At 59.1% G+C, this 23,907-nt stretch carries 14 protein-coding genes; 11 read left to right on the top strand and 3 right to left on the bottom strand.

Annotation, left to right across the window (positions count from 1 at the left end; translation table 11 throughout):
• Window positions 1–19: 19 nt before the first annotated feature.
• Window positions 20–1,726 carry an L-lactate permease gene (locus ACQK2L_RS07570; RefSeq protein ID WP_425396331.1) on the bottom strand — a complete coding sequence of 569 codons (1,707 nt, stop codon included), beginning with the start codon at window positions 1,724–1,726 and terminating at the stop codon, window positions 20–22.
• Between the two features lie 477 nt (window positions 1,727–2,203).
• Here ACQK2L_RS07570 and ACQK2L_RS07565 point away from each other — a divergent pair, with 477 nt between their 5' ends.
• From ACQK2L_RS07565 to ACQK2L_RS07525, 9 genes are all read left to right on the top strand, one after another.
• The gene (locus ACQK2L_RS07565; protein ID WP_425396330.1) at window positions 2,204–3,400 is read left to right on the top strand and encodes an HDOD domain-containing protein; all 1,197 of its coding nucleotides are present in this window, start codon (window positions 2,204–2,206) and stop codon (window positions 3,398–3,400) included.
• Between the two features lie 116 nt (window positions 3,401–3,516).
• The gene (locus ACQK2L_RS07560; protein ID WP_425396329.1) at window positions 3,517–4,011 is read left to right on the top strand and encodes a DUF6790 family protein; all 495 of its coding nucleotides are present in this window, start codon (window positions 3,517–3,519) and stop codon (window positions 4,009–4,011) included.
• A 639-nt stretch (window positions 4,012–4,650) separates the two neighbouring features.
• Window positions 4,651–8,661, top strand: a complete 4,011-nt coding sequence (locus ACQK2L_RS07555) for an NACHT domain-containing protein (protein ID WP_425396328.1) — start codon at window positions 4,651–4,653, stop codon at window positions 8,659–8,661.
• A gap of 378 nt (window positions 8,662–9,039) precedes the next feature.
• Entirely contained in the window at window positions 9,040–11,934 is a 2,895-nt protein-coding gene (locus ACQK2L_RS07550) for a fibronectin type III domain-containing protein (protein ID WP_425396327.1), read from the top strand.
• 288 nt (window positions 11,935–12,222) lie between these two features.
• Window positions 12,223–13,389, top strand: a complete 1,167-nt coding sequence (locus tag ACQK2L_RS07545; protein ID WP_425396326.1) for a YceI family protein — start codon at window positions 12,223–12,225, stop codon at window positions 13,387–13,389.
• 138 nt (window positions 13,390–13,527) lie between these two features.
• Window positions 13,528–15,291, top strand: a complete 1,764-nt coding sequence (locus tag ACQK2L_RS07540) for a trypsin-like peptidase domain-containing protein (protein WP_425396325.1) — start codon at window positions 13,528–13,530, stop codon at window positions 15,289–15,291.
• A gap of 12 nt (window positions 15,292–15,303) precedes the next feature.
• Window positions 15,304–16,551: an SHD1 domain-containing protein gene (locus tag ACQK2L_RS07535; protein ID WP_425396324.1), complete on the top strand. Its 1,248-nt coding sequence runs from the start codon at window positions 15,304–15,306 to the stop codon at window positions 16,549–16,551.
• A 153-nt stretch (window positions 16,552–16,704) separates the two neighbouring features.
• Entirely contained in the window at window positions 16,705–17,160 is a 456-nt protein-coding gene (locus ACQK2L_RS07530; protein WP_425396323.1) for a DUF4339 domain-containing protein, read from the top strand.
• Between the two features lie 7 nt (window positions 17,161–17,167).
• The gene (locus tag ACQK2L_RS07525; RefSeq protein WP_425396322.1) at window positions 17,168–17,653 is read left to right on the top strand and encodes an NUDIX domain-containing protein; all 486 of its coding nucleotides are present in this window, start codon (window positions 17,168–17,170) and stop codon (window positions 17,651–17,653) included.
• Here the strand turns inward: ACQK2L_RS07525 and ACQK2L_RS07520 are convergent.
• Together ACQK2L_RS07520 and ACQK2L_RS07515 are read right to left on the bottom strand one after the other, a co-directional pair.
• Window positions 17,650–18,483 (bottom strand): PEP-CTERM sorting domain-containing protein, encoded by an 834-nt coding sequence (locus ACQK2L_RS07520; RefSeq protein WP_425396321.1) that lies wholly within the window; start codon window positions 18,481–18,483, stop codon window positions 17,650–17,652. The two genes, ACQK2L_RS07525 and ACQK2L_RS07520, sit on opposite strands and share 4 nt — an antisense overlap.
• Before the next feature lie 1,081 nt (window positions 18,484–19,564).
• Window positions 19,565–21,052, bottom strand: coding sequence for an SUMF1/EgtB/PvdO family nonheme iron enzyme (locus tag ACQK2L_RS07515; RefSeq protein ID WP_425397429.1), 1,488 nt, complete (start codon window positions 21,050–21,052; stop codon window positions 19,565–19,567).
• Between the two features lie 566 nt (window positions 21,053–21,618).
• Here ACQK2L_RS07515 and ACQK2L_RS07510 point away from each other — a divergent pair.
• Both ACQK2L_RS07510 and groL read left to right on the top strand, forming a co-directional pair.
• Window positions 21,619–21,939, top strand: a complete 321-nt coding sequence (locus tag ACQK2L_RS07510; RefSeq protein ID WP_425396320.1) for a co-chaperone GroES — start codon at window positions 21,619–21,621, stop codon at window positions 21,937–21,939.
• Window positions 21,940–22,072: 133 nt separating this feature from the next.
• A complete protein-coding gene (groL, locus tag ACQK2L_RS07505; RefSeq protein ID WP_425396319.1) occupies window positions 22,073–23,692 on the top strand; it encodes a chaperonin GroEL in 1,620 nt (539 codons plus the stop codon).
• The last annotated feature ends 215 nt before the right edge of the window (window positions 23,693–23,907 follow it).

Below are 23,907 nucleotides of genomic sequence, written 5' to 3'. Positions count from 1 at the left end.
TTCCAAGGCTCGCCTTCCCTCAATACAACAACACCTTGGCCAACGCCAAAAACACCACGCCCGGCACCAGGGCGTAGTACAGGAATACCAGCAGCGTCTTGCGGAGGATGACTCCTTCGCGGCCGATCAGGCCTACCACGGCCGAGGCGGCTACCACGTTGTGCACGCAGATGGTGTTGCCGGCTGCGCCGCCGATGGCTTGCAGGGCGACGATCCATACCGGGTCGGCGCCGATGCGTTGCGCGACGTCGAACTGGAACAGCGAAAACATCATGTTGCTCACCGTGTTGCTGCCTGCGACCGCTGCGCCGACGCCGCCGATGGTGGGCGCCAGGAGCGGCCACGCTTTGTTGACCAACTTTTCGGCGCCGGTCGCCAGGGCGATGGGCATCTCCTTGTAGCCTTCGACGCCGTCGCCGGAGTTCAAGAACACTTGCACCATCATCACGGCAAACAACAGCGCGGGAAACGCATGCAGCATCGTCCGACCGGCATCCCTCCAAGCCTGCTTGTAACCGGCGGCGGTGAAACCGGCGGTCGCGCGGAAGAACAGGTAACTCAGCACCGACACCGACACGAAGATCATGCCGGGTGTGTAGAGCGGGTACAGCTTCACTTCGATCGAGGTCCCCAACATGTCGCTCCAAACCAGCGCTGCCTGCTTGGCCCACTTACCCAGCGGCAGCTGCGGCAACCGCGTCAGCACCAACAACGCGGCCACCGTGAGGTACGGCAGCCACGCCTGCAGGACGGGAATGGGCCGCTCGAGTTCGACGTCGCTGTGCGGCACGATGCTGCCGGTCCAGGTGGGATCCCACTGGTCTTCCGGCGCGAAGTCCCACGCCTCGTTGGTCTTGGGCACGAGGAAGCCTCGCTTCGCGGCGGTGATGACAATCGCCATGCCGAACAGTCCGCCGGCGAGCGACGGAAACTCCGGCCCCAGCACGAACGCAGCGGTGACGTACGGCACGATCATTGCCGCGGCCGAGAACAGCGCGAATGGCCAGATGGCGAAGCCTTCTCTCCACGAGCGATTCGCGCCGAAGAACCGTGTCATCAGCGAAACCATGATCAGCGGAATCAACATCCCGAGGCAACCGTGGATCGTGGCGACCCGCGTGCCGATCAGCGCCAGGAAACCGTGCCAACCCGCTTCGCCCACGTATCCCAAGCTGGCGGCGTACTCCCTGACGACCGGCGAGTCGCTCAGGCCGGTGTTCACGCCGATCAGGATGGGCGTGCCGGCCGCGCCGAACGACACCGGCGTGCTTTGAATCACCATGCCGCAGAACACCGCGGCCATCGGCGGGAAGCCCAGCCCCACCAGCAGCGGCACCGCCAGCGCCGCTGGAGTGCCAAACCCGGCCGAGCCTTCGATGAACGAACCGAACAACCACGCCACGATGATCGCTTGCACCCGGCGGTCGGGCGAGATGCCGCGGAAGCTGGCCCTCAGGCTGTTCATCGCTCCGCATTGTTCGAGCGTGTTCATCAGCAGGATCGCGCCGAACACGATGAACAACAACTCGGCCGCCACGATGGCGCCTTTGAGCGTGGCCGCGGTGATCTGGGTCGAATCGACACGCCACACGAAGAACGCCAGCACTAGCGCCACCGCGTAGCAGATCGGCATGGCGTAGCTCGCTGGCCAGCGCAGCACCAACAACAACAGTCCCACCGAGGCAATGGGCAACAGCGCCAGAATCGCGAGCACTTCAATCGACATTTCACAAGCACGGGGTTCGAGGCGAAGAGAAGCGGGTGACAGCCAAGCGACTCTGTTTTCCCCGCTCATTCTCATTCAAACAACCCCTGTTTGCTGCGCAAACTCCCTTCGTTTTTGTGAGAAACTCGTAATCCCGTCCACAAGGAGGCCCTGATCGAGAGCGCAAAGTCCAGTTTGCACAACACGTACCGCCCGCCGAACGCGGTGCCAGTTGTGTGGGTTGTGACGGATTGGCGAACCTCCCGTGGTCGCTCTGGAGCGAAAGCGGCCCGGCGTCCGCCGCAGAGTCGTTTGTGACATAAGATTGTCTGGGGGTGTATCCACGCCCGGTTGGACGGTACGCCGCCAGCTTTGGGGCTCAACGCCCTCTCGTCTTACCACCTGCATCATGTTCGCCACCACGCCACCACCACGTGACGGTGGGGCACAGCCACGGCAACTTGCCGGCTGACAACCGTCCGCGAAGGAAAGCCTCTGATGATTGAGATTCTGTTTGTCGACGACCGACCGGAAGAACTGGCCGAACTCGAACAGTCGCTTCGCAAATTCCGCCAGGAGTGGTGCATGGACTTTGCCCTCGGCGGCCAGGAGGCGCTCCGCCGGTTGGAGTCGACCGAGTACGACGTGGTGGTTTGCGATTTGAACATGCCGGAGGTCTCCGGCACCGACGTGCTGCGACGAGTGCTCGAGCAATGGCCCAAGGCGACGCGCATCCTCCTTTCCAAGCGGGGCGAGCAGGAACAAGCCATCGAGTCGACCGGCGTGGCCCACCAGCACCTGGTGAAACCGTGCGACGCCGACCTGTTGGAAATGACCATCAGCGATACCTTCGCGCTGCGGTACCATTTGGAAAACGATGCCATCCGCGACCTGGTGGGACGACTCGACCACCTGCCGACGCTGCCCGACACGTACACCTCCCTGGTGGAAGAACTCAACTCGCCCCATTCCAGCCTCGCGCGGGTGGGCGACATCATTCGTCGGGATGTATCCATCTCGGCCAAGATCCTGCAACTTGTAAACTCCAGCTTCTTCGGACTGCCGGTGCACGTGACCGACGTGTCGCACGCCACCGCGCTGTTGGGCATGAACGTGGTGAAACCTCTGGTGCTCTCCAGTGGTTTGTTCGAACAGTTCTCGCCCGGCTCGCTCGGCGAGTACTCGCTGGCGCACCTGGTGGACCACAGTGCCGAAGTGGCCCTGGCCGCGCGGTGCATCGCCCAACTCGAAGGCGCCGCGCCCGAGGACTGCGACCACGCGTTCATGGCGGGCATGCTGCACGACATGGGACAACTGGTGCTGGCCAAGAACTACCCGGCCCAGTACGACCAGATGCGCGCCCACGCGATCGAGTCGGAAACTCCGCTACACGAGTTGGAGCGGGCCGAGTTCCAAGCCAACCACGCCGACCTCGGCGCGTACCTGCTCGGCCTGTGGGGCCTTCCGTCGCCGATCGTCGAGGCAATCGTCTGGCACCACACGCCGTTCGAGTCGACCCACGACCGCCTGACACCACTGGCCGCCGTGCACGCCGCCGAAGCGATCCTGACTTCGAGCAAGAACCCGATGGGCGAAGCCTCCGGCATCTCGCACGAGTTCCTCTCCCGACTGCGCCGCAACGACCGCGTAAGCGTCTGGTCGGTCGCCCTGGGGATCGAATCCCAACCCGCGTAGCCAAGTAAGTTCCCTCTCCCCGTCGCGGGTGAGGGACGCACGAGAGGGAACTAGCGCAAGCAAGTGCACTTAGCCAATCTCTCTCCACCGAGCGAATACTCAACCCCATTGAAACCGTGATCAAGTTCGTACTCAGCAATTTCACGCTCACCTTTTTGGTGTTGGGTGTGGTGGCTGCGGCGGTTTCGTTGTGGGTGCAGCCTGCCGATTCGCGGCCGGCGGTTGTGCGGCGATTCTTGGCGGGATACTTGTTCTTCGCGATCGGGATCTGCTTTGCTTACAACTTCGCAATGCATGTGTTCTTTCCCGACATGGCCGCCGAGTTCATCGGTTGGAAGAACAGCCCATTTCAAGCCGAAGTGGGATACGCCAGTTTGGGGTTCGCGGCCGTGGCCTTTCAGGCGTTTCGCGGAGCGCGCGAGACACAACTCGCGGCCATCCTGGGACCGGCCATCTTTCAATGGGGCGCCGCGGTGGGGCACGTGCTGCAAATCGTCCACGAACATAACTACGCCCCTGGAAACGCCGGCATCATGCTATGGACCGACATTCTGATGCCAGTGGTCGGGTTTGCACTGTGGTACTTCGCGTACCCGCGAGCCAAGACCTAATCTCTCTCCTCTCCTACTGGAAAACTTGTAGTTTCTGTTTTGTCGCCCCTGCGACAAAACCCAATCTGCGCAACTCCTTGCCCCACAAGCACTTCGAGTTTTGTCGCAGCGCGCCCCTCGCGACACATCGATTGGGTGCGACAAAACTCCCTCCACAGCTCCTCCGCGCGATCGTCGTAAGCCCAGTGTTAAAAGCAACTTGCGACATCCACCGAAGCTCCGACCCAGAGAGTTGTTGCGCTCGGATCGCCGCAGGTGCGACAAAACCCCATCGCGCTGACTAACCACCGCGGCCGCCGAGTGCCAACGACGCAGCCCGGCGACACTCCACGCCACACTCCATTGTCCGGTGTGGGTGTAAGATTACTACTCGTGAGGGGAGAGAAAGTGGAATAAAGGTGCGGCAACAAGGCCAACAGAGCTATCACGGCGTTGCATCGACCACTTCTGGTGCTCCTTCTCTGTCGCGTTGATTCTGAAATTCTGGTGAAAGTTGAAGCTATGATGCCTTTCACTTATCACAGTACAATCGGCATAGTGTAGGAGGCTGAGTCATATGCGTGGTAAGCTGATCGCATGAGTACACTTGTTGTTCTGACAGCTCCAATGTCTAACCACTAGCGTTGCGGAAGGTAAGACGTGCCAGACTACGATCTATATGGTTTAGAAACCAGAACGTTTCAGCAACTATGCCAAGCATTGGCGGTTGCCGAAATGGGGCCGGGTGTCGTTGTCTTCGGAGACGGCCGAGATGGCAATCGCGATGCCGCTTTCGCTGGCAAGGTTCCGTATCCCAGTGACTCGGACCCATGGAACGGGTCCATAGTAATTCAAGCCAAATTCAGAAAAGACAGGTTTGACGACACCCAAAAAGCGGGAACCTGGGTTATTCGCCAACTAAGGCAAGACCTAAACAAGTTTGAAGGCGCACCGAGAGCCAAGGGGACGAAGAAGCGCAGCAGACCGAAGCCCCCAGACTATTATCTCGCGATCACAAATGTCGGACTCACCCCAGTACCGGAGACCGGATCAGATGCAAAGGTGCGTGCGCTTCTCAATGACTACGCGCAACATTTAGACTTGAAGGGCCACGATGTTTGGGATGGGCGAAAAATATGTGCGTTGCTGGACAAGCATCGTGACATAGCAGTCAGTTATGCCGGTTTCATACTCACTGGCGATGTACTGTCGGAAATGCACGCATACTTACAGCAACTCAAGCCTGACTTTGTGGAAGTGATGTATGACTTCCTGCAAGCGGAACTCATTGGTTCCGACCAGTATGCTCGGCTGAGTGAAGCCGGAAGCACAGTTCCTCGCAAGCCACTTGCTCATGTGTTTGTTGACCTACCCGTTGTAAATCGTCCCTCGGATATGGACGGCCAAAGTCAAGATGAACCAGTTGGCTTTCTTAGTGAGGTCCTGGAGATTTCCAAACTCCGATTTGACCGATCAAGCGTACTTGATAGACGCGAGCAAAGTGACCCCAATGACTCTCATGAGTTGGTAGTTACCTCGGGGCACTTGGTCCTGATTGGCGGCCCCGGTCAAGGAAAGAGTACATTAGGCCAGTTCATCTGTCAGCTTTTTCGAGCAGCGCTGCTGCAAGACCTCGATTACTCTCAATTATCTGCTGGAGCCGAGTCGACTCTTCATATGATCCACGCGTGGTGCAAACGCGACAATTTTGCGCTGCCAACTGCGAGACGATTTCCCATTCGGGTGGAGCTTAAGACCTTTGCAGATGAGATCGCAAAAGACCATTGCAATTCATTGCTCGACTTCATTGCGCAGCGTGTAGATCTCCGTTCGGGACGTCACATTGATCGAAGTGACCTTGGCACATGGCTCCAAGACTATCCTTGGCTGTTGATCCTGGACGGCCTCGATGAGGTTCCAGCAGCCGGGAACCGAAACGCCATCCTTGACGAAATTGGAAGTTTCAACGCGATATGCGCATCGCGCGGCGCAGATGTAATGATCATTGCCACATCACGTCCTCAAGGGTATGGAGAAGCATTTCGGTCTGACTTGTACTGGCACCGCTATTTAGCTCCTCTCAGCGCCTCTCGAGCACTATCTTACGCCGAAAGACTTGTGGAAGTCTGCCACGCCGATGACCATGACAAACAAGAAGAAGTGTTGCGTCGACTTGAGAACGCAGCGGCTCACGAGAACACGCGTCGACTGATGTTAAGCCCACTACAAGTGACGATTCTCGCCGTCTTGGCTGAGCTGCAGGGTGAACTGCCGGACGATCGATGGGAACTGTTTCAAGAGTACTATCAGACGATATACAAGCGCGAAACTCAGAGAAATCAGGCGCTATCCCCGATACTTAGCGAGTATCGTGTTGAGATCAGTCGAGCCCACGAACGCGTGGGCATCGAACTACACATGATGAACGAAATCGTTGGCGAGAATGATGCGTACCTCAATCGCTCGCAACTAGCATCGATCTTACACCAAGCGCTGAGCGAACGATTTGAGCATGGCGACCCCAAATTGGATGATGTTGCCAAACAGATTGAGACGGCAGCACTGGAGCGCCTTGTATTCCTAGTATCCCCAGAAGGTGAGGATGTAGGTTTTGAAATCCGATCTCTTCAAGAGTTCATGGCTGCCAAGGCGCTGACGGACGGCAAGGACGAACAGATTTGCAACAGGCTGGCGGCCATTGCACCTTATCCTTTCTGGCGCAACGTATTCCTTTTCGCCGCAGGACGATGTGTCAACGACCGCAGCCATTTGACAGAGCTAATTATTGGCATTTGCACAACATTAAACAACGACTCTGACAACCCAGCTTGCATACACACGCATGCAGGGTCGTTGCTCGCTTTGGAACTCCTAGAGGATGGTACGTTCCGGCGTTCTGTCAAGCATACACTCGCACTCCAAGAGTTGGCGCTTGCATTATTAGACTCACCCTCGGAGTCTGTCCATGGTCGCTTGGCTAGAGCTTGCTCACGCAACGGTCACACCACCAGTCTAGTACAAAAATCGATACGCAGGAGTATCGAAACAAGGCGCGTCGACGGGTATCACGGTGGTTGGCGGACTCTGTTGGATCTTATCGAACAGGGTGAAGATTGGGCAAAGCCAATAGCAGTTGAATTGTGGCCCACCGAGACTAAAGAACGAACCGCTGTACTTGATACATTGCCGACATGGGTCCCGGTCAACGACAGTTGGTTAGTAGAACAGAAGATGAAACTCGCGGCGAACAGCCATCCACTTTCTCTGATCGATTCAATTGCAAAAGAACACAGGCCCAAATGGCTTGCAGCAGTAGAGAAACTAATGGGCGTTCGTCGAGAGATTCACGTCGCTCTACAGGTACCCAGCCGTCAGAAATCGTGTTTAGCAATTCGAATTGCACGGCTCGGCGAGATGGACAGTACCTGGAAGGCGCTGGCGGACACTCCAATTACTCATGGCACCTGGGCAATCCTCAAATCCACAGCTCACTTCGTCGCGCAACCAAATCAGAAAACCTTGGCAACAGAATTGAGCATTCTCGCACAAAATGAGACTTTTGAGTTGCGAGACGTAACACCATGGTGGATCACGCGGTGCCCTTGGCCCCTAGCAGCATGCCTCGCAATTGCCGACAACAGCGAGGAACTTCTCGCAATTGCACAGTCAGTTAGCAGGGGGAAGTTTGGAGATACTCAAGACTGGAAGGAACATGAAGAGGAGTGGCGAGAAGAAGGAATCGACCTGGAAGCATTCGTCAGAAACCCAAGTAACGATTGCACGGAATGCCTCGATTCGCGAATGGCATGTATGTACCTAGGACGCTATATATCTATTTCGAACTCTCTGAGGATGCATCGATGTGAGCATCTTGAGCACCTCATCGCCAAATACTCGAAAATGCCGGAATCCAAGCAAAAGTCGGCTCTTCGAATGATTATTGTTTCGGGGCTGTCCATACGGCAATCAGCTGATCCCGAAGTAGAGTTTATGTTGGAACAGTTACCTAATCCAACAGTTTTTCAATCATTTTTTGAGCCTTCGGACAGCCGCTTCTTGCCATTGCATTTAGTCAGGACGATGCCGTGGCCACACCCCTTGCCGACAGAGTGGATTGACACTCTAGATGAGATGGGTCTCAGTTTTCAGCTGCTTTCTCGAGTAAGACGTGTGACACGGACGGAAGAACCACACCATTTCCGATTTCTCGAAAACTGCATAGATGCGTTTTTGCGGTCTCCGCAACGCACAGGCCTTCTGAAGTGGATTGCTGGCTTGGTGCCATACTACCCGGAATCGACACCGATTCCCAAAACCACGCTCAGAGCAGTGTTGGACCAACAGAACGTCTTTGTGAATGAAGTCCTGTTCCTCCTGTTCTGGCAAGGCGAGTTGACGTCAGAAGAAGTCGATTGGGTCGCAACAACAATTCTAGACAATCTTGACGACATGCAGCCTACATACCGCTTGTTCACGCGTGCATTGCTAAAGCACCGCGGCGAACGTTGGGCATTGGATCTAGTATCACAACTGCTTGAGAAACTGCCCATCACCGAGCACACGATTCGCGACGACTGCCACGATTGGCTCGAATTCTATCTCTCAGCGTGCCCAAGCCCCTTACAGCAAAGTGATGTGGCGATCGAGCTAGGATTAAAGCAGATTTTCTAGGGCCGTGTGATAGCAGTCAGACTCTATAGATTCATCTCCACTGGACAGCGGCAAGCCGTCCGCGTCCCGCTTCATCTCACCCACCCCCACAATCGCAATGCGCAGAACGCCGTGCGCAACGCGTAGCTTCCTAGCCGACAAATCGATCAGGAAGCCGCACTTTGAGTCGAAAGTGCCGGTGATCTTAGGGCGAAGTGCAAGACAAGCATTCGCAGGGTGGGTAGAATTGAGTTCTAGTGCTTCGTCGACTTGGAAGGTCGAAGCGCTCTGGCAACCTCCGACAGACTCTTGTCGCGCAGCGATACTCGGTAGTCGCCCCGCTTGGCCAAGACGCTGATGCTTGGCTGTCACCGGAACATAGAAATCAACAGAGCAACGATGGAAATCCAGCGCCAACGCAAACTGTGCTACGAACACTTGGAAGTTCGTGATCTTCTCGACGCAGCGGGACTTGTGGAAGTCGGTACGCAGCCCGAAGGTGGGCTGTCGGACAAGATCGTGTACGTGCACGGTGGTCATGGCTACACGGCCGACAACTTGGACGACGGCGATTGGTCGTTTCAGCGCCCGCTGCTGCTGGACATGATCGAAGACCTGGGCAACCAGGATCAGATGAGTTTTTTGGTCAACTACCTGTTTAACGCTGGCGCTACGGTGGTGCCGCTCCGCCCTGTGGGGCACCAGCCCAACGAGATCGTGCTGGACAACGACGATGTCGGTGTGACGTTTACCGGCGCGTGGAGCAACAGCTCGGCGGGCATCTACTTCGGCGACGCGGGCGACGTGCCGTACCGCTTTGCCAGCACCTCGGCGACCGAAACGGCCACCGCCGAGTACCGCCCGAACGTGCAAGAAGCCGGCTACTATCCCGTGTACGCGTGGACGCGTTACGGATCGGACCGCGCGAGCGACCAGTTGTACCGCGTTCACCACAGCGGCGGAGCGACCGAGGTCACCATCAACCATCGCCGCGTCGGCAACGGGCTGGTGTACCTGGGCACCTACTACTTCGAGGAGGGAACCGAAGGCTATGTCGAGATCAGCAACAAGTCGAGCGAGTCGGGCCGCGTGGTAATCGCCGACATGATTCGCTTCGGCAACGGCGTCGGCGACATCGATCGTGGCGGCGGTGTCTCCGGGCGCAACCGAGAGGACGAGGCCGGGCTGTACTGGGTGAAGTGGCATGTCGATCGTTCGCAAGGCATTCCCGACTCGGAGTATCGCGCAAGCAGCGACGACCGCAGCGCCACGGTGTCGCTGGCGCCTCGCTATGCGGAATACATGAACCGCTCGACCGATGGCTCGCTTTCGGATCGCGTGTTCGTAAGCTTCCATTCCAACGCGGGAGGCGGTGGCGCCCGCGGCGTACTCGCTCTGTACAACGGCAACAACGACCCCAACACGGCCACGCCGAATCAGTTCTTGCTGGCCAACGAGTTGGGCCGCGAGGTCAATGACGATCTGATCGCCCAGGTGGGGCAGTTCGAGCACGATTGGCAGCATCGCTCGACGGTCACGCTGGATCGCAGCGACATCGAGTTCGGCGAGATCAACAACTATCGGATCAACGACGAGTTCGACGCGACCATCGTCGAGACCGGCTTCCACGACAACATGGAAGACGCCGAGATGCTTCGCGACCCGAAGGTGCGCGATGCGATAGCGCGGGCGACCTATCAGGGGCTGGTGGACTACTTCGGCGCGGTCGACGGTGGAGCCACCCCAGCGACCGACCTGCCTGGCGCTCCGGAGGACGTGCGCGTCGAGTCGACCGGCGCGGGCGAGGTCACGGTGCACTGGGAACCGCCAGCGGTCAACTCCTACAACGGCGGCACGCCCACCGGCTATCGGGTCTACACGTCGGCCAATGGATATGGCTTCGATGGTGGGCGCTACGTACCCGGTGGTGCTTCCAATTCGCTCTCGATCACCGGACTCGACACGGGCGCGGCCTATTACTTCAAGGTCGTGGCGGTAAACCAAGGGGGCGAGTCGCCCAGTTCGCAGGTGATGGCGGCCATCGCCAACGATTCGTCCGGCGACGTGCTGATCGTGTCGGGCTTCAATCGGTTCGATCGACCACTGAATCCCACGCAACCTGCCGTGGGTGGTGAGGTCGAGCGGGTGCGCCCCCGCCAAAGCAACTCGTTCGACTACCCGGTGCAAGTGGCCGAGGCAATCGAAGCCTCTCACCCGGAGTTGACCGTTCACACCACGTCCAACCAGTTGATCATCGATGGTGAGGTGCAACTCGGCGACTACTCCACGGTTATTTGGATTCTCGGCGAAGAGTCTTCGGTCGACGACACGTTCAACGCCACGGAACAGACACTTGTTTCTCAATACCTGGCCGATGGCGGTAGCTTGTTTGTCTCCGGCGCCGAGATCGGGTGGGACCTCGACAACCTGAACAACGGCCGCTCGTTCTACAACAACACGCTCCGCGCCGACTACGTGTCGGACGACGCCAACACGTACAACGTGACCGGAACCGCAGGAACCCTCTTCGAGGGCCTGACCTTCTCCTTCGACGATGGCGATCTGTACTACGACGCTCAGTTTCCGGATGTCATTTCTCCTCTCGGCGGCGCCACGCAGGTCATGTCGTACAGCGGCGGCTCCGGCGGCGGGGCGGCCATCCAATACGATGGCGGACCCGACGGGGCCAAACTCGTGATGTTCGGATTCCCCTTCGAAACCATCACCAACGCTGCGTTGCGAGCGGAGATCATGGATCGGGCGTTGTCGTTCCTGGTCGACGAACCCACCGCGGCCGGCGACTTCAATAGCGACGGTGTCGTGAATCTCGCCGACTACGTCGTGTGGCGCAACCACCGCGGCGCTGCGGACGAGTCGGCCATCGGCAACAACGGCGACGGACAGAACGGCGTCGACCAGGCCGACTATCAACTGTGGAAGGACAACTTCGGCAACACCTACGCCGCGGCCGCCGCAACCGCCCCGCCACAAGTGGCCGCGCTGCAATCGACAAGTGGCGAGCCCGCCGCGTCCACTCCAACTGCCTACAGCGCAGCCATCCCGCTGCCATCGGCCTTCGAGTCCAGTAGCGACGACGAGCGCAGCACCAAGTCGACCGTAGGCAGCACCTCTGCCGAGGGCGATCCGGACGGCCTACTGCTCCTGCGCCGGCACGCCCGCCAAGAACAAGCACTGGCCACCAGCGAACTCCCCTCGCGCGACGACGCCTTTGCCGCGATGAGTGAAGAAGCGGATTCGGAAGCTGGCCTGCTTGGGCTTCCCAAGTTGGACTAGTTGTTACGCAGATTCTCGCTATCTCTCTAGCCGGACCGCCACGCTGCGCGGGGAGAAAGTTGGCATTAGAGTGTCGGCTGCTCATAGTACCTCCACACTCCGTGTGGAGAGTATGCGTGAAAACGCAATCCGCCTGGGGGCACTCTTCTGAAATCGCAACGCGTCGACTCGCTTCGCACCATACGGAGTATGGTGGTACTTTGGACCTGCATGTCTGCTATAATTCCCGTTCACGCGGCAGGAGGCACGTCGCGCGGGTTTTCCGGTCCTTAGAGAAGAAGGGTTGTTATGCAGTACTCCAAGTTCGCCGTTATCGTCGCGTTCGTCGTTTGCATGAGTGCGAGTCTCACCATCGCACAGCAGCCGGTTACGAAGGATAAGAACAAAGCGAAGAAGCTCACTCCGGTGCCGGTCGAGGCGGACACCGCGAAGCTGAGCGCGAAGAACACCGCGATCGAGTTCGTTGGCATTCACACCGGCGACGATCCCAAGCCGCGGCTCGGTGGGTTCAAGAAGTTCGACGGGGTGCTGCTGGTGGAGGAAGGCGAGCTGAAGAAGGTTAGCGTGAAGATCGAGATCGGTTCGATCTGGACCGAGTTCGACAAGCTGACCTCGCACCTGCAGGCGGCCGACTTCTTTAACGTGAAGGAGTACCCCACCGCCACGTTCAAAAGCACCAAGATCACGCCGGGCGACGAGACGGGCGAAGTGAAAGTGACTGGCATGCTGAACATGATGGGTACCGACGGCGAAGTGACCTTCCCCGCCAAGATCAAGGTCACCGACAAAGGCATCACGCTCACCAGCGAGTTCAAGCTCGACCGCACCGCGTTCGGCATGACCGAGCACACCGACGGAGTCGACGCCATGGTGAACGTGACGGTCGCCGTGGGCCAGGCCACCAAAGGGGCCGACGACGACAAGGATAGCGACGACAAAGACAACGACAAGCCGGCCGAAAAGAAGGAGAAGGCCGCAACGGCCGACGCCCCGCGCTCGGGCCTGGCCGTGGGCGAGTCGATCGAACCGTGGACCCCGGTGCACGTCGCCGGCCCCGACAAAGGGACGCGTACCTGCCCGCTGTGTACCTACCTGACGCAGCCGGCCATCGTGGTGTTCGCCAAGGATGGCCCCAACACCGAGCGACTGCTGGCGGAAGTCGAACAACTGTTGGCCGAGCACAACGCTCAAGGCCTGAAGGGCTTCGTCGCCGTGCTGGACGCCTCGCCCAACGACTTGCAGCAGTTGGCCACCGAGCGCGGCATCGTGCTCACTTCGCTCTGCTACCCCGACGACAGGACCGGAAAGAAAGACCTGGCCGCGTACAATGTGAACCCTCAGGTCGATAATACGGTGATGATTTACAGGGACTATAAGGTCGTGGCCAATTGGGTGGAACTCGACGCGGCCGACGCCAGCGAGCTGCGTTCGGCAGTGGAGAAGATGGTGGAGTAGCTGGAACACGACAGGTGCTTTCCCAGGAGCTTCTTGGAATCTGGCGGTTTCGCCGCGAAATCGTACACCGCGGCTGTTACAATCGACCTGCAGTCATTCAGGGGCACTGGATGATGCAGTCCAGCTCGGAGAGTTTCGATGCGCCGCTCCTCGTCTTGCTTTCTATACCGACGCCTCGTGGTCGCCGCGGCGGTGCTTTCCGCGTTGGTTGTCGAGTCCGCATTCGGAGCCAACCTGCCGCCGCTGGGCCGCAACGTGCCCAAGTTGGCGAGTGAGACAGAATCGAAAATCGCGTACTCGTGGAAAAGCGGCACGAGGCTCGTCTACAAGTTCGAAGTGGAAGTCGACATCGCCCGCGAGACGTACGAGTTCAGCGGGCGAAACTCGCTGACCCCAACCAATCGCAAACCCAGCATCGCCGCACCAGGCTTGGCCGAGCAGCGTGGATCGGGCAGCGGGTTTGTGGTTCATCCCGAAGGAATCATCGTCACGTGTGCGCATGTGGTTCGCGGCGCTACCAAGCTGAGCGCAAAAATCGGCGATCGCGACTACGATGCCACCCTGATCGGCGCCGACTACGATCAAGACATCGCGGTGCTCCGCGTGCGAGGGAAAGACCTGCCGCACGTGACGTTTGCCGATTCGGACAACGTGCGACTGGCCGACGAAGTGCGCGCTTTGGGCTTTCCCCTGACCGAGGTGCTGGGCAAGTCGATCAAAGTGATTCGCGGCGAAGTATCGGGAATCGGTGGCGCCAACAACTCCACGGCACTGCAAATCGACGCCTCGCTGAACCCGGGCAACAGTGGCGGGCCCATCATCGATTCTTCGGGGCGCGTGGTGGGCGTCGCTAGTTCGCTGCTCTCGGGTGCGCGACTCTCCGAGGTGGGCTTTGCGATTCCGGCCAATGTTGCCGTCTCGTTCGTCAAGTCGCTTCATGTGCCAGTGGCCTTGTCGGACGAAACCAACCCCCAGTCGCCCGCCGATATCGTCGCTCAGGTCAGTCCTGCGTGCGTGCTGATTGAGGCCACCTACGGCGCGAATGGGATCGGTACGGAACACCTTAGCGAACTGGAGTACTCGGCATATTGGTACAACTCCACCATTCCAAAGCCGGGCGCACGAAGCTACGGCTACGCGTTACCCAACGATGGTCGAGGCGCCATCGTGCTGAATCGATCGGGCGACATCCTCGATGGCGGCGACAAACCGATGCTGCCCTGCCTGCTGGAAGGAAGTGGTTCGATTGGCATCGAGAAACTTCCAACCAGCGCGCCCGGGAACACCAGGACAACCTCTCCGCTGGTGCTGCAACGCCTCGACAAAGCCCGCCAGCAGGATCGTTTCTCGCCATACAGTTGGCGTCCCAGCTATCGGTCTCGGCTGGGACGACCTTGGCTCGAAGATCCAAAGCCGCGAACCAACACTCAACTTCTTAGCGGCCTGGAATCCGTGGAATACTCGTTCGGTGTTCCAGAGGGTGACCTGATCGAACTCACGAAAGTGTACGAGCTGCACATCGACGGCGCGTCGAAGGGCGATGAGCCTTACCTCAAGATGACCGGCAAAGGCACCGGTAAGTTCGACCAGGCAATCGGCTTGATGCAATCGATGGACTATCAGGCGGAGCTGGTGCTGACGGAGGACAACGTTAGCGTGCGGATCCCGGTGCGGCTGAAGTACGAGCGGATGACCGAGGAGCAATTGGCAGAGGAGCGGGAGCGGGCGGAACAGCGCAAGAAGGAACGAGAGAAGCTCGCCGCCGAGCAGAAGCAAGCCGAGCAAGACGGCTCCTCGTTCTCCTCGCCGACACCAATGCAAGACTCGGACAACCAGCCGCACACGAGTGTCAAATCGATACCCGCCTCGCGCAAGCTCAACAAGTTCAACTTCGACAAGTAGCCGGAACTGGTCATGTCCAAGACAACTCTCTTGCTCACTACCCTGGTGCTCCTCGCGTGGGGCTGCACGGCTCTTACGTCGAGCGTGCTGGGAAGGACCTGGACGGATCGCAGTGGCAAGCACAAGGTCGAAGCCGAGCTGGTGACCGTGAGAAAAGGAAATGCGTATTTGGAGATCCCGTCGGGTGACGTCAAGAAGATCTCCCTCGAGAAACTGAGCGTGGCCGACTTGCGCCACATCGCTTCGTTGCCACAGTACAGCGACCAAGTAACGCCACTTCTGCCGGCCGATGTCACAGCGCCCGAGCCCAGCCCCACGAAGAAGATGGCGGAGATTCGAACGCACCTCGAATCGGGGTCGGTGCGCCAGCTTCGCTCGGGGAGTTGGGGATACAAGGGGTTGGTGTTCTCCGACGACGGCGCGCACCTGCTGTTGCTCGGCAGCGACAACATCACCGTGTACGATATCGATGCGTCCAAGGCCGAAGTCCATAAGATTGATCACGACGTCGCCACGCGCGAGTCTCTGGCCCTCTCGCCGGACGGCAAGCAGTTGTTCGCTGGCAACCGGGACGGCGAAGTGCTCATCTGGCGGTTCGAGTACGCAAAGCTGTCGCCGCAAAGCCGCTTGGCCATCTACGAGGATCCCGTCGTGGCGATTTCGGTTTCGCCCGACGGCAAACGGGCCATCACCGGCCACAGCCGAGAGGTGGCCTGTCTGTGGGACGTCGAAACAGGCAAAGTCCTGGGCAGCTATAACGATTTCCGCCTCCGCGACAGCGCTACTGCGTTGTTCAGTCGGCAGGGTGGGCAAGCGCTGATCACCGATGGCGGGGTATTGGCCCTGGTGGATGTCGAATCGGCCAAGTTGCTGCAAGTGATGCACCTGTGCGACTACCCCGCGAGTGTGCACAGCGCCGCCTTGACCAGCGATGGCTCGCGCATCGCCATCTGCGAAGGAGGAGCGATCACCGTCTGGGAAACGCGCTCGGGCAAGCGACTGCCGGAGATTCCAGTCGACGAGATCCAGTGGTCCGCACAGTTCTCTACCAACGGCAAACTGCTCATCACAGGTGGATCGGAGCTCGTGTCGATTTGGGACTTGGAGAACGGCCGTCTGGCTCACGAGTTCAAGATGCAAGAATCTGGCTACGTGCAACACGTGGCGGTCTCGCCAGATGGACTCCACATCGCGGCCATTGGGGCCCCCATTGGCTCGTTGGTCGAGGTATTCCGGTTGCCACCTGCACTGACCAAGTGATCCCCGGCGGCCATCCATGGGCTCGCGACCTCCCGCCGACCGGCAATTCGCCCAAACTTTCGTCTCGCACCACCGCCCCCGGTTCGGGTACAATCGAGATACGCCGCTCGCGGTGCATCCTCTTCTACAATTGCTCCTCGCACGGAAAACGCCATGGCTAGCCAATGGTATTGTCGGTTGATGGGTACCGAGATGGGGCCGTATTCCTCCAGGCAACTGCTGGAGATGGCTCGAAGTCACCAGATCACGCCGGACGACGCAGTCCGCAAAGGTCCCACCGGCCGCTGGGTTGAGGCCAGTCGCGTGAAGGGGCTGTTCGAAGACCCCGGCGCGTCGACCATCATCATGGCCAGCCTGCCGCCCGAAGTGAAGCAAGCGCTCGAGAGCGAAGCCAGCAGCGCCACCCACAAGGCCATGCCGAGCGAACCGCCCGAGATCACCTGGCACTATATCTCGGACGAAGGCAAAGTCGGCCCGCTCGGGTTCGACCAACTGGTAGCCCACAGCCGCGAGGGGCTGTTGAAGCCGAAGACCCGCGTTTGGTCGTCGGCGTCGCCCAAGTGGTGCCAGGCGCAGGAGATCGAAGGCCTGGCGTTCGGCGAGAGGTGAATCGCCCATGCCAAGAATCGCCGCCGGTCTGCTGATGTACCGCCTTCGCGAAGGAACGCTCGAGGTGCTGCTCGCCCATCCCGGCGGACCGTACTTCGCCAACAAAGACGCCGGTGCCTGGACCTTACCCAAAGGCGAGCCCGACCCTGGCGAGCAGCACGATAGCGACGACCACTTGCTCGCAGTCGCCGAGCGCGAGTTCCACGAAGAAACCGGCCTCACCCCCACCGGCGAGTACCTGCCGCTCGGCTCCATCAAGCAAAAAGGCGGCAAGGTGGTCCACGCCTGGGCCTTCGCCGGCGATTGCGACCCGAGCGATTGCCACAGCAACCTGTTCACCATGGAGTGGCCGCCCAAGTCGGGCCGGGTCGCAGAATTCCCTGAGATGGATCGCGCCGAGTGGTTCGACCTGGCGACGGCGCGGGTGAAGCTCAAGGACGCGCAAGTACCTTTCTTGGAACGACTCGCCGAACAAATCAACCCACAGTGTTAGCTGCGGGCTCGCGCCCGGCGACCGACCCACACCACCGCCACCAACCCGGCTGCCGCCAGCACCACCGACGTCGGCTCTGGCACACTGCTCGGCACGTAGGTGAGCGACGCCACCGAGATCATGCCTAGCGAGCCGACGAGCGTCTCGCTGCCGGTCATGGGGTCTAAGCGGTACAGGTCGTCGGGACCGACTTCGAGGTGCACGCCAAACAGCGAATCGAGTTCGGGTACGAACGCCACGCCCACCTGAAAGTCGGCCACGCCCGTCGAGCCGATCAATACCCCAGCGCCGGTTGCCGGATCAAGTTCGATCAAATCGTCGCTGCCGATCGACACGCCGTAAATCGTGCCAGTCAGCGGATCGGCCGACAGTCCGCCCACCTGGTTGAACCCCGTCGGCCCAATGGCCACGGCCGCACCGGTGTTGGTGTCGATCCGCAGCAGTTCGTCGGTCCCCTCATCGACGCCCAGCAAGCTGCCGCTCACCGGGTCGAACGTCAAACCCAGCACAAAGTCGTAACCCAACGGGCCGACCACTCCAGCCGCGCCGGTCATCGGGTCGATCTTCAGCAGGTTGTTTGCGTTGTTATCCACGGCAAACAGCGCACCGCCGGTGGGGTCGTAAGCCAACGCTTCAATCGCCAACCCACCAATGCCCAACGGCCCAACCGGCGCCACCGCGGCCGTGGTCGGATCGATGGTCACCAACTGCTGCCCAAAGTTGTCGACCGCATACAACTGCCCCGCCCGCGTGCTGCTCGCCGCGGCCAGCGTAACAAACAGAGCGACGCCCGTAGTAGTAAGAGTGAAGTAGCTCTTGCGAGAAGTCATTCGAGTGCCCCTATCCGAAGAAGTGTGGTTGTCCCCTAACCCGACAGCGCTTCCGCCGAGCTATAAGACCAAGCGACAAACCAAACGACCACGGGCAGCCATCCCACCGATTGCGGAACATCGATCACCCCATGCGCACTTAAGTTCCCTCTCCCCCTTAAGTTCCCTCTCCCCGACGCGGGTGAGGGTCGCACAAGAGGGAACCTCGACCCCCCAGATCTTTCACGATCTCACGGAGGGAAGTGTCCCTCCGGCTAGTAGGAATCCTGTAGCCACGATCGCCCCACTTCTCCATCGCGCGTAACTCGTTGTTCCACAAGCACTTGGAGTTTTGGTCCACCCCTGTCCCAAAACTGTCTCAGGTCGTTCCGCGCAACTCGTTACACCGCTTACAGTTAGAGTTTTGCCCCAACTGGCCCAAAACGGGTTATCGATCCACTGGCCCAAAACTACGCCGACAAGGCGCGAGGCACAACTTCGTAAGACTAAGTTGTCAAAGAACTTACAGCACACCGGCAAGACCGTCCCACAGGGAGTTTTGCCCCAGGGTTAACCGCAGGTGGACCAAAACCCATAGTCGCCGTTCGCTCCGCCGAACGAGCGCCGTCTAGGTTCCCTCCCCCGGACGATTTGGCGCGGGAACTCCCAACAACCAGCCACCGCTCTCGCCAAATCGTTTGGGGGAGGGCTAGGGTGGGGGCTTTTGCCGTACCAACACGTGCAGCGCAAACCCCACCACGCTCCATTGTCCCAGACCGTTGTAAGAAAAGTAGGCCGGCCGTCTCTAAAACCGCAAAACGACCAAGCCGCTTCGGTCGCTGGCTAGCAGACGCTGCCAGCGGTGGAGAACGAAATGCCGACTACGCCGCCAACTCTGTGCGGCTTCGCCAGCCGTCGGGCTCGGGGCCTTCGAGGTATCGGCAATACGGCTCGTAGCAGTTGCTAAGCCGAATGATCAGAAACAGCCCGACAGGAAAGCACACGAGCAGGATCATCCCGGCCACGACCGTCGCCAGCGAACCGGCCGTCGGATCTCCCTGCTTTACGCGGTTCGCCGGATGCCCGGGGAGCCAATAAACAACTACGCATTGTCGGAACTAGCCGCCATCGCCCGGCTCCCAAACGCGGCAAAAACCAAGAAGCAAATTAGCCCAAGCGCCTGCGTAGATGGCTCTGGAATCGTTGTGATCTCGAGTGTTGGGTAAGTAAAAATATTCCACGGGACATCAGTACTCCAATCTGCCACGATCGCAAAACTCAGGTAGTCTGCTTCCTGCTGGACAAAGCGGTTGTAAACTGCTGTCACATCCAAATCCAATCGGGTTGTCGGCTCACTATCACTATCAGTATAGGTACCCACTAGTTCATCTGTGCGGTAGTAGTCCGAAGAATCGACTTTCCCATTCCCGGAAAAAGCGAACAATTGAAATGTAAACACATCGGAAGGATCACGATTGCTAAACAGAAGCGACAAACATACATCCGATTCCAGCTTCGCATTAGATAGATCAAATTCCAGGGTTGGTTGAGTAAACCAATAGGAAGCTGGATGATCAAACCCAAAGGAAAAGTCAAGCGATTCCTCCCCTTCCTCGCGTCCATATGCGATCCGCAGCCCCGAGGGAGGATTTTGAATCGAGAACGCAGACGTTGGATAGACCGTATGGACTTCTGGAAATTTGGGAACTGATATGGGCAACGTAGGATTTTCCACGCTGGCGAGTCTAAACCCCTCATTGTCATGTGGGCGGCCCTTGGCGGCGCCGGAATGAGGACCGTCTGAGGCCAGAAGAGCATCGTAATAATTCCACGATCCGCCGCGAAGAACTCGCGCGCGATAGTCGTATTCGTCTAGCCACGTGTCCGTCAATTCAGATACGTTTCCATTTTGGTCAAAAGTGCCGTAAGGACCAACGGATTCGCGGTAGGCTCCGACGTTTGTAAAGGGGGACGGCGCCGATTGAGGATAGCCTTCCAGCGGCAATCCAACTACGGCGGTCCCACCATTGTAGCCATTGTCAATATGATCATCATGGTAGTAGTTGGCCACGTTGCCATTATCGGGTGTGTTGAGACTGTCTGGATTATCGGAGTAAGGCCGCTCGTCGCTACGAGTCGCATAGCGGAAGTACTTGCCGGCGGTGCCGGCACCTGCATCATGGTACGCCGCTTTGTACCACTCGTCTTCGGACGGAATCCAGTACTTGGCCCCCAGCTCTCTGTGCAGAGGAAGTTCGCCGGGCGGAGCTTTGGTGAAATCGTATGCACCTGTTTCGGTATCGCCGTTTCCCTGTCCATTGTGCAACCAGTTGGCAAATCGCATCGCATCTTCTATCGCGACGGTGTCCGCAGGTTGGTCCTCACGACCTAGTTTGGGCCGATAACGCCCGTAATTGTCGCGGTATATCCCGCCTGTATTGCGACGGTTATATACACTCGGCTGCCTACGTTTCGTTCTCAAGAACTCTGCGAATTGGCTGGTCGTAGTCTCAAACTTGCTGATTCGAAATGTGTAGTCTACTGAGCCCAACCCAGTTACTGGATCGGCTAGGTTCCCAGGATTTCCCACAGTGACCCACTCGATCTCGACGGCGCTTGCACGTGCAAACAGACATACAACGAACACATAGCACGCTAGAACTCGCACGATCAGTGGCCCTCCCTGGAACTTGTAAGACGCAGACTCCTTGATAGGTGCAATCGTACAGTCCGCAGCAATTGAGCTACAACACCACAGTCTCAACTCGATTGCCCCCCTGCCAAAATGACACCCCCAAGCCCCAACTCCCCAGCCCCCGGCGACTGCCAAGCGTCACTCTGACAGGCCCGGCAATTCGCTCCGACGCGGTAAGTCCCCTCTAGTCCATCACTTACGCCAATTGGACAGTTTGGCGCGCGGGTTGCATTCTCCGACCGCGACCCCTCCCTGCGCGCAGGCGGCTGGATGGCGGACACTAGGGGGTTCCCGCTCACGCTGGGAGCATGGCCGGGGGCTCGCGGAGCTCGACCCCGGGCACCCAAAGGGCCCCTCATTTAACCTCTCCCCAGAGGGGAGAGGGATAAGAAGATACACAGACCGAATTCTTGCGAATCCGGCTACGACTTCACTAACGAAACTTACAGGAGCAAACTCACATGGCTGCAACCGCAACCAAGAAGAAGGGCAAGTGCAAGCTGCAACCGCTGGGCGACAAAGTGGTCGTGTCGCGTGACGAGTCGGAAGACGTCACCGCCGGCGGCATCGTCCTGCCCGACAGTGCCAAGGACAAGCCGAGCCGTGGCACCATCGTGGCCGTGGGCACTGGCAAGACGCTCGACGATGGCTCGCATGGCGAGATGCAAGTGAAAGTCGGCGACCGCGTGCTGTTCACTAGCTACGCTCCCGAGACGATCGAGATCGACGACGAAGAACTGCTGCTGATGAGCGAAGGCGACATTCTCGCAGTGATCGAATAAGCTCTCCACGTGTGAGAGCCAACAGCCCATCGCGGAAGCGGTGGGTTTGCTTGAAGCACAGAAATCCTCGACTTCCGTCGAGGGCTATCCGAACAACCAATAGAACAATTCCAATCACACAGGAGTCAACCCAATGGCCAAAATGATCGCTTTCGATCAAGAAGCCCGTGAGGCGATGCGGCGGGGCGTGCAGAAGCTCGCTCGTGCTGTGAAAGTGACGCTCGGCCCCAAAGGCCGCAACGTAATCCTGCAAAAGAGCTTTGGCAGCCCGACCGTCACCAAGGACGGCGTGAGCGTCGCCAAGGAGATCGAGCTCGAGGACACCTATGAGAACATGGGCGCCCAGATGGTGAAGGAAGTCGCCAGCAAGACTTCCGACGTGGCCGGCGACGGCACCACCACTGCGACCGTGTTGGCCGAAGCGATCTTCAACGAAGGTCTCAAGGCCGTAGTGGCCGGCGTGAACCCGATTCAAATGAAGCAGGGTATCGAGAAGGCCGTGGCCGACGTGACCGAGCAGCTCAAGAAGATGAGCATCAAGGTCAAGAGCACCGAAGAGATGGCGCAGGTCGGCACCGTGGCCTCGAACGGCGACGGCGAGATCGGCGACATGCTGGCCAAGGCCATGGAAAAAGTCGGCAAGGACGGCGTGATCACCGTCGACGAAGGCAAGTCGCTCGCCACCGAAGTGGAGTGGGTCGAGGGCATGCAGTTCGACCGCGGCTACCTGTCGCCTTACTTCGTGACCGATCCGCAAGGCATGGAAGCAGTGCTCGAAGACTGCTACGTGCTGATCCACGAGAAGAAGATCTCGACGGTCAAGGACCTGGTGCCCGTGCTGGAAGCCGTGGTGAACAGTGGCAAGCCGCTGTTGATCATTGCCGAGGACATCGATGGCGAAGCACTCGCCACCCTGGTGATCAACAAGCTCCGCGGCACGTTCAACGTCGTGGCGGTCAAGGCGCCTGGCTTTGGCGATCGTCGGAAGGCCATGCTCGAGGACATCGCGGTACTGACCGGCGGTCAGGCGATCTTCGAGGACCTGGGCATCAAGCTCGACTCGATCGGCCTGGCGGAACTAGGCCGCGCGAAGAAGGTGATTGTCGACAAGGACAACACCACCATCATCGAAGGCGCTGGCAAGAGCGGTCAGATCAAGGGCCGCATCGACCAGATTCGCGCCGAGATCGACAACACTTCGAGCGATTACGATCGCGAGAAGCTCGAAGAGCGGCTGGCGAAGCTGTCCGGTGGCGTGGCCAAGGTGAACGTTGGCGCCGCGACCGAGAGCGAGATGAAAGAGAAGAAGGCCCGCGTCGAAGACGCCCTGCACGCCACCCGCGCTGCGGTGGAAGAAGGCATCCTGCCGGGCGGCGGCGTGGCTTTGGTTCGCTGTGCGGCCAAGGTGAAGCCCGAAGGCCTCTCGCACGACCAGGAAGTTGGCTACAACATCGTGCTGCGTGCGGCCCGTTCGCCGCTGACCTCGATCGCCACGAACGCCGGCAAAGACGGTGGTGTGGTGTGCGAGAAGGTGGCTGGCGAGAAGGCCAACATGGGCTACAACGCCGCGACCGACGCTTACGAGGACCTGGTGAAGAGCGGTGTGATCGACCCCGTGAAGGTCACCCGCACCGCCCTGCAGAACGCGGCAAGCGTCGCCACGCTGCTGTTGACCTCGGACGCTTTGATTGCCGAAGCCCCGAAGAAGGGCAAGGCAGGCGCCGGCGCCCCTGGTATGGACGACATGTATTGATGAAGGAGGGGTGAGGATTCAGGCGTCGGGGGTCAGGGAACTGACTCAACCGATACGAGATTTCTCACTCCTGCAGAACGAATCCACTCACTCACTTAGGTGGGTGGTTCACTATAGAAGACCCCGGCGGCGCCTTTGGCTCCGCCGGGGTTTTTTGTTTGCAGCGGGTACGCAAATGCCCTAAGTTGCGGCAAACACTCTTCTCATTTCGGCAA

The sequence above is a fragment of the Aeoliella sp. genome, assembly GCF_965227375.1.
Taxonomy (GTDB): Bacteria; Planctomycetota; Planctomycetia; order Pirellulales; family Lacipirellulaceae; genus Aeoliella.
This window is presented reverse-complemented; position numbering and strand designations above follow the sequence as displayed.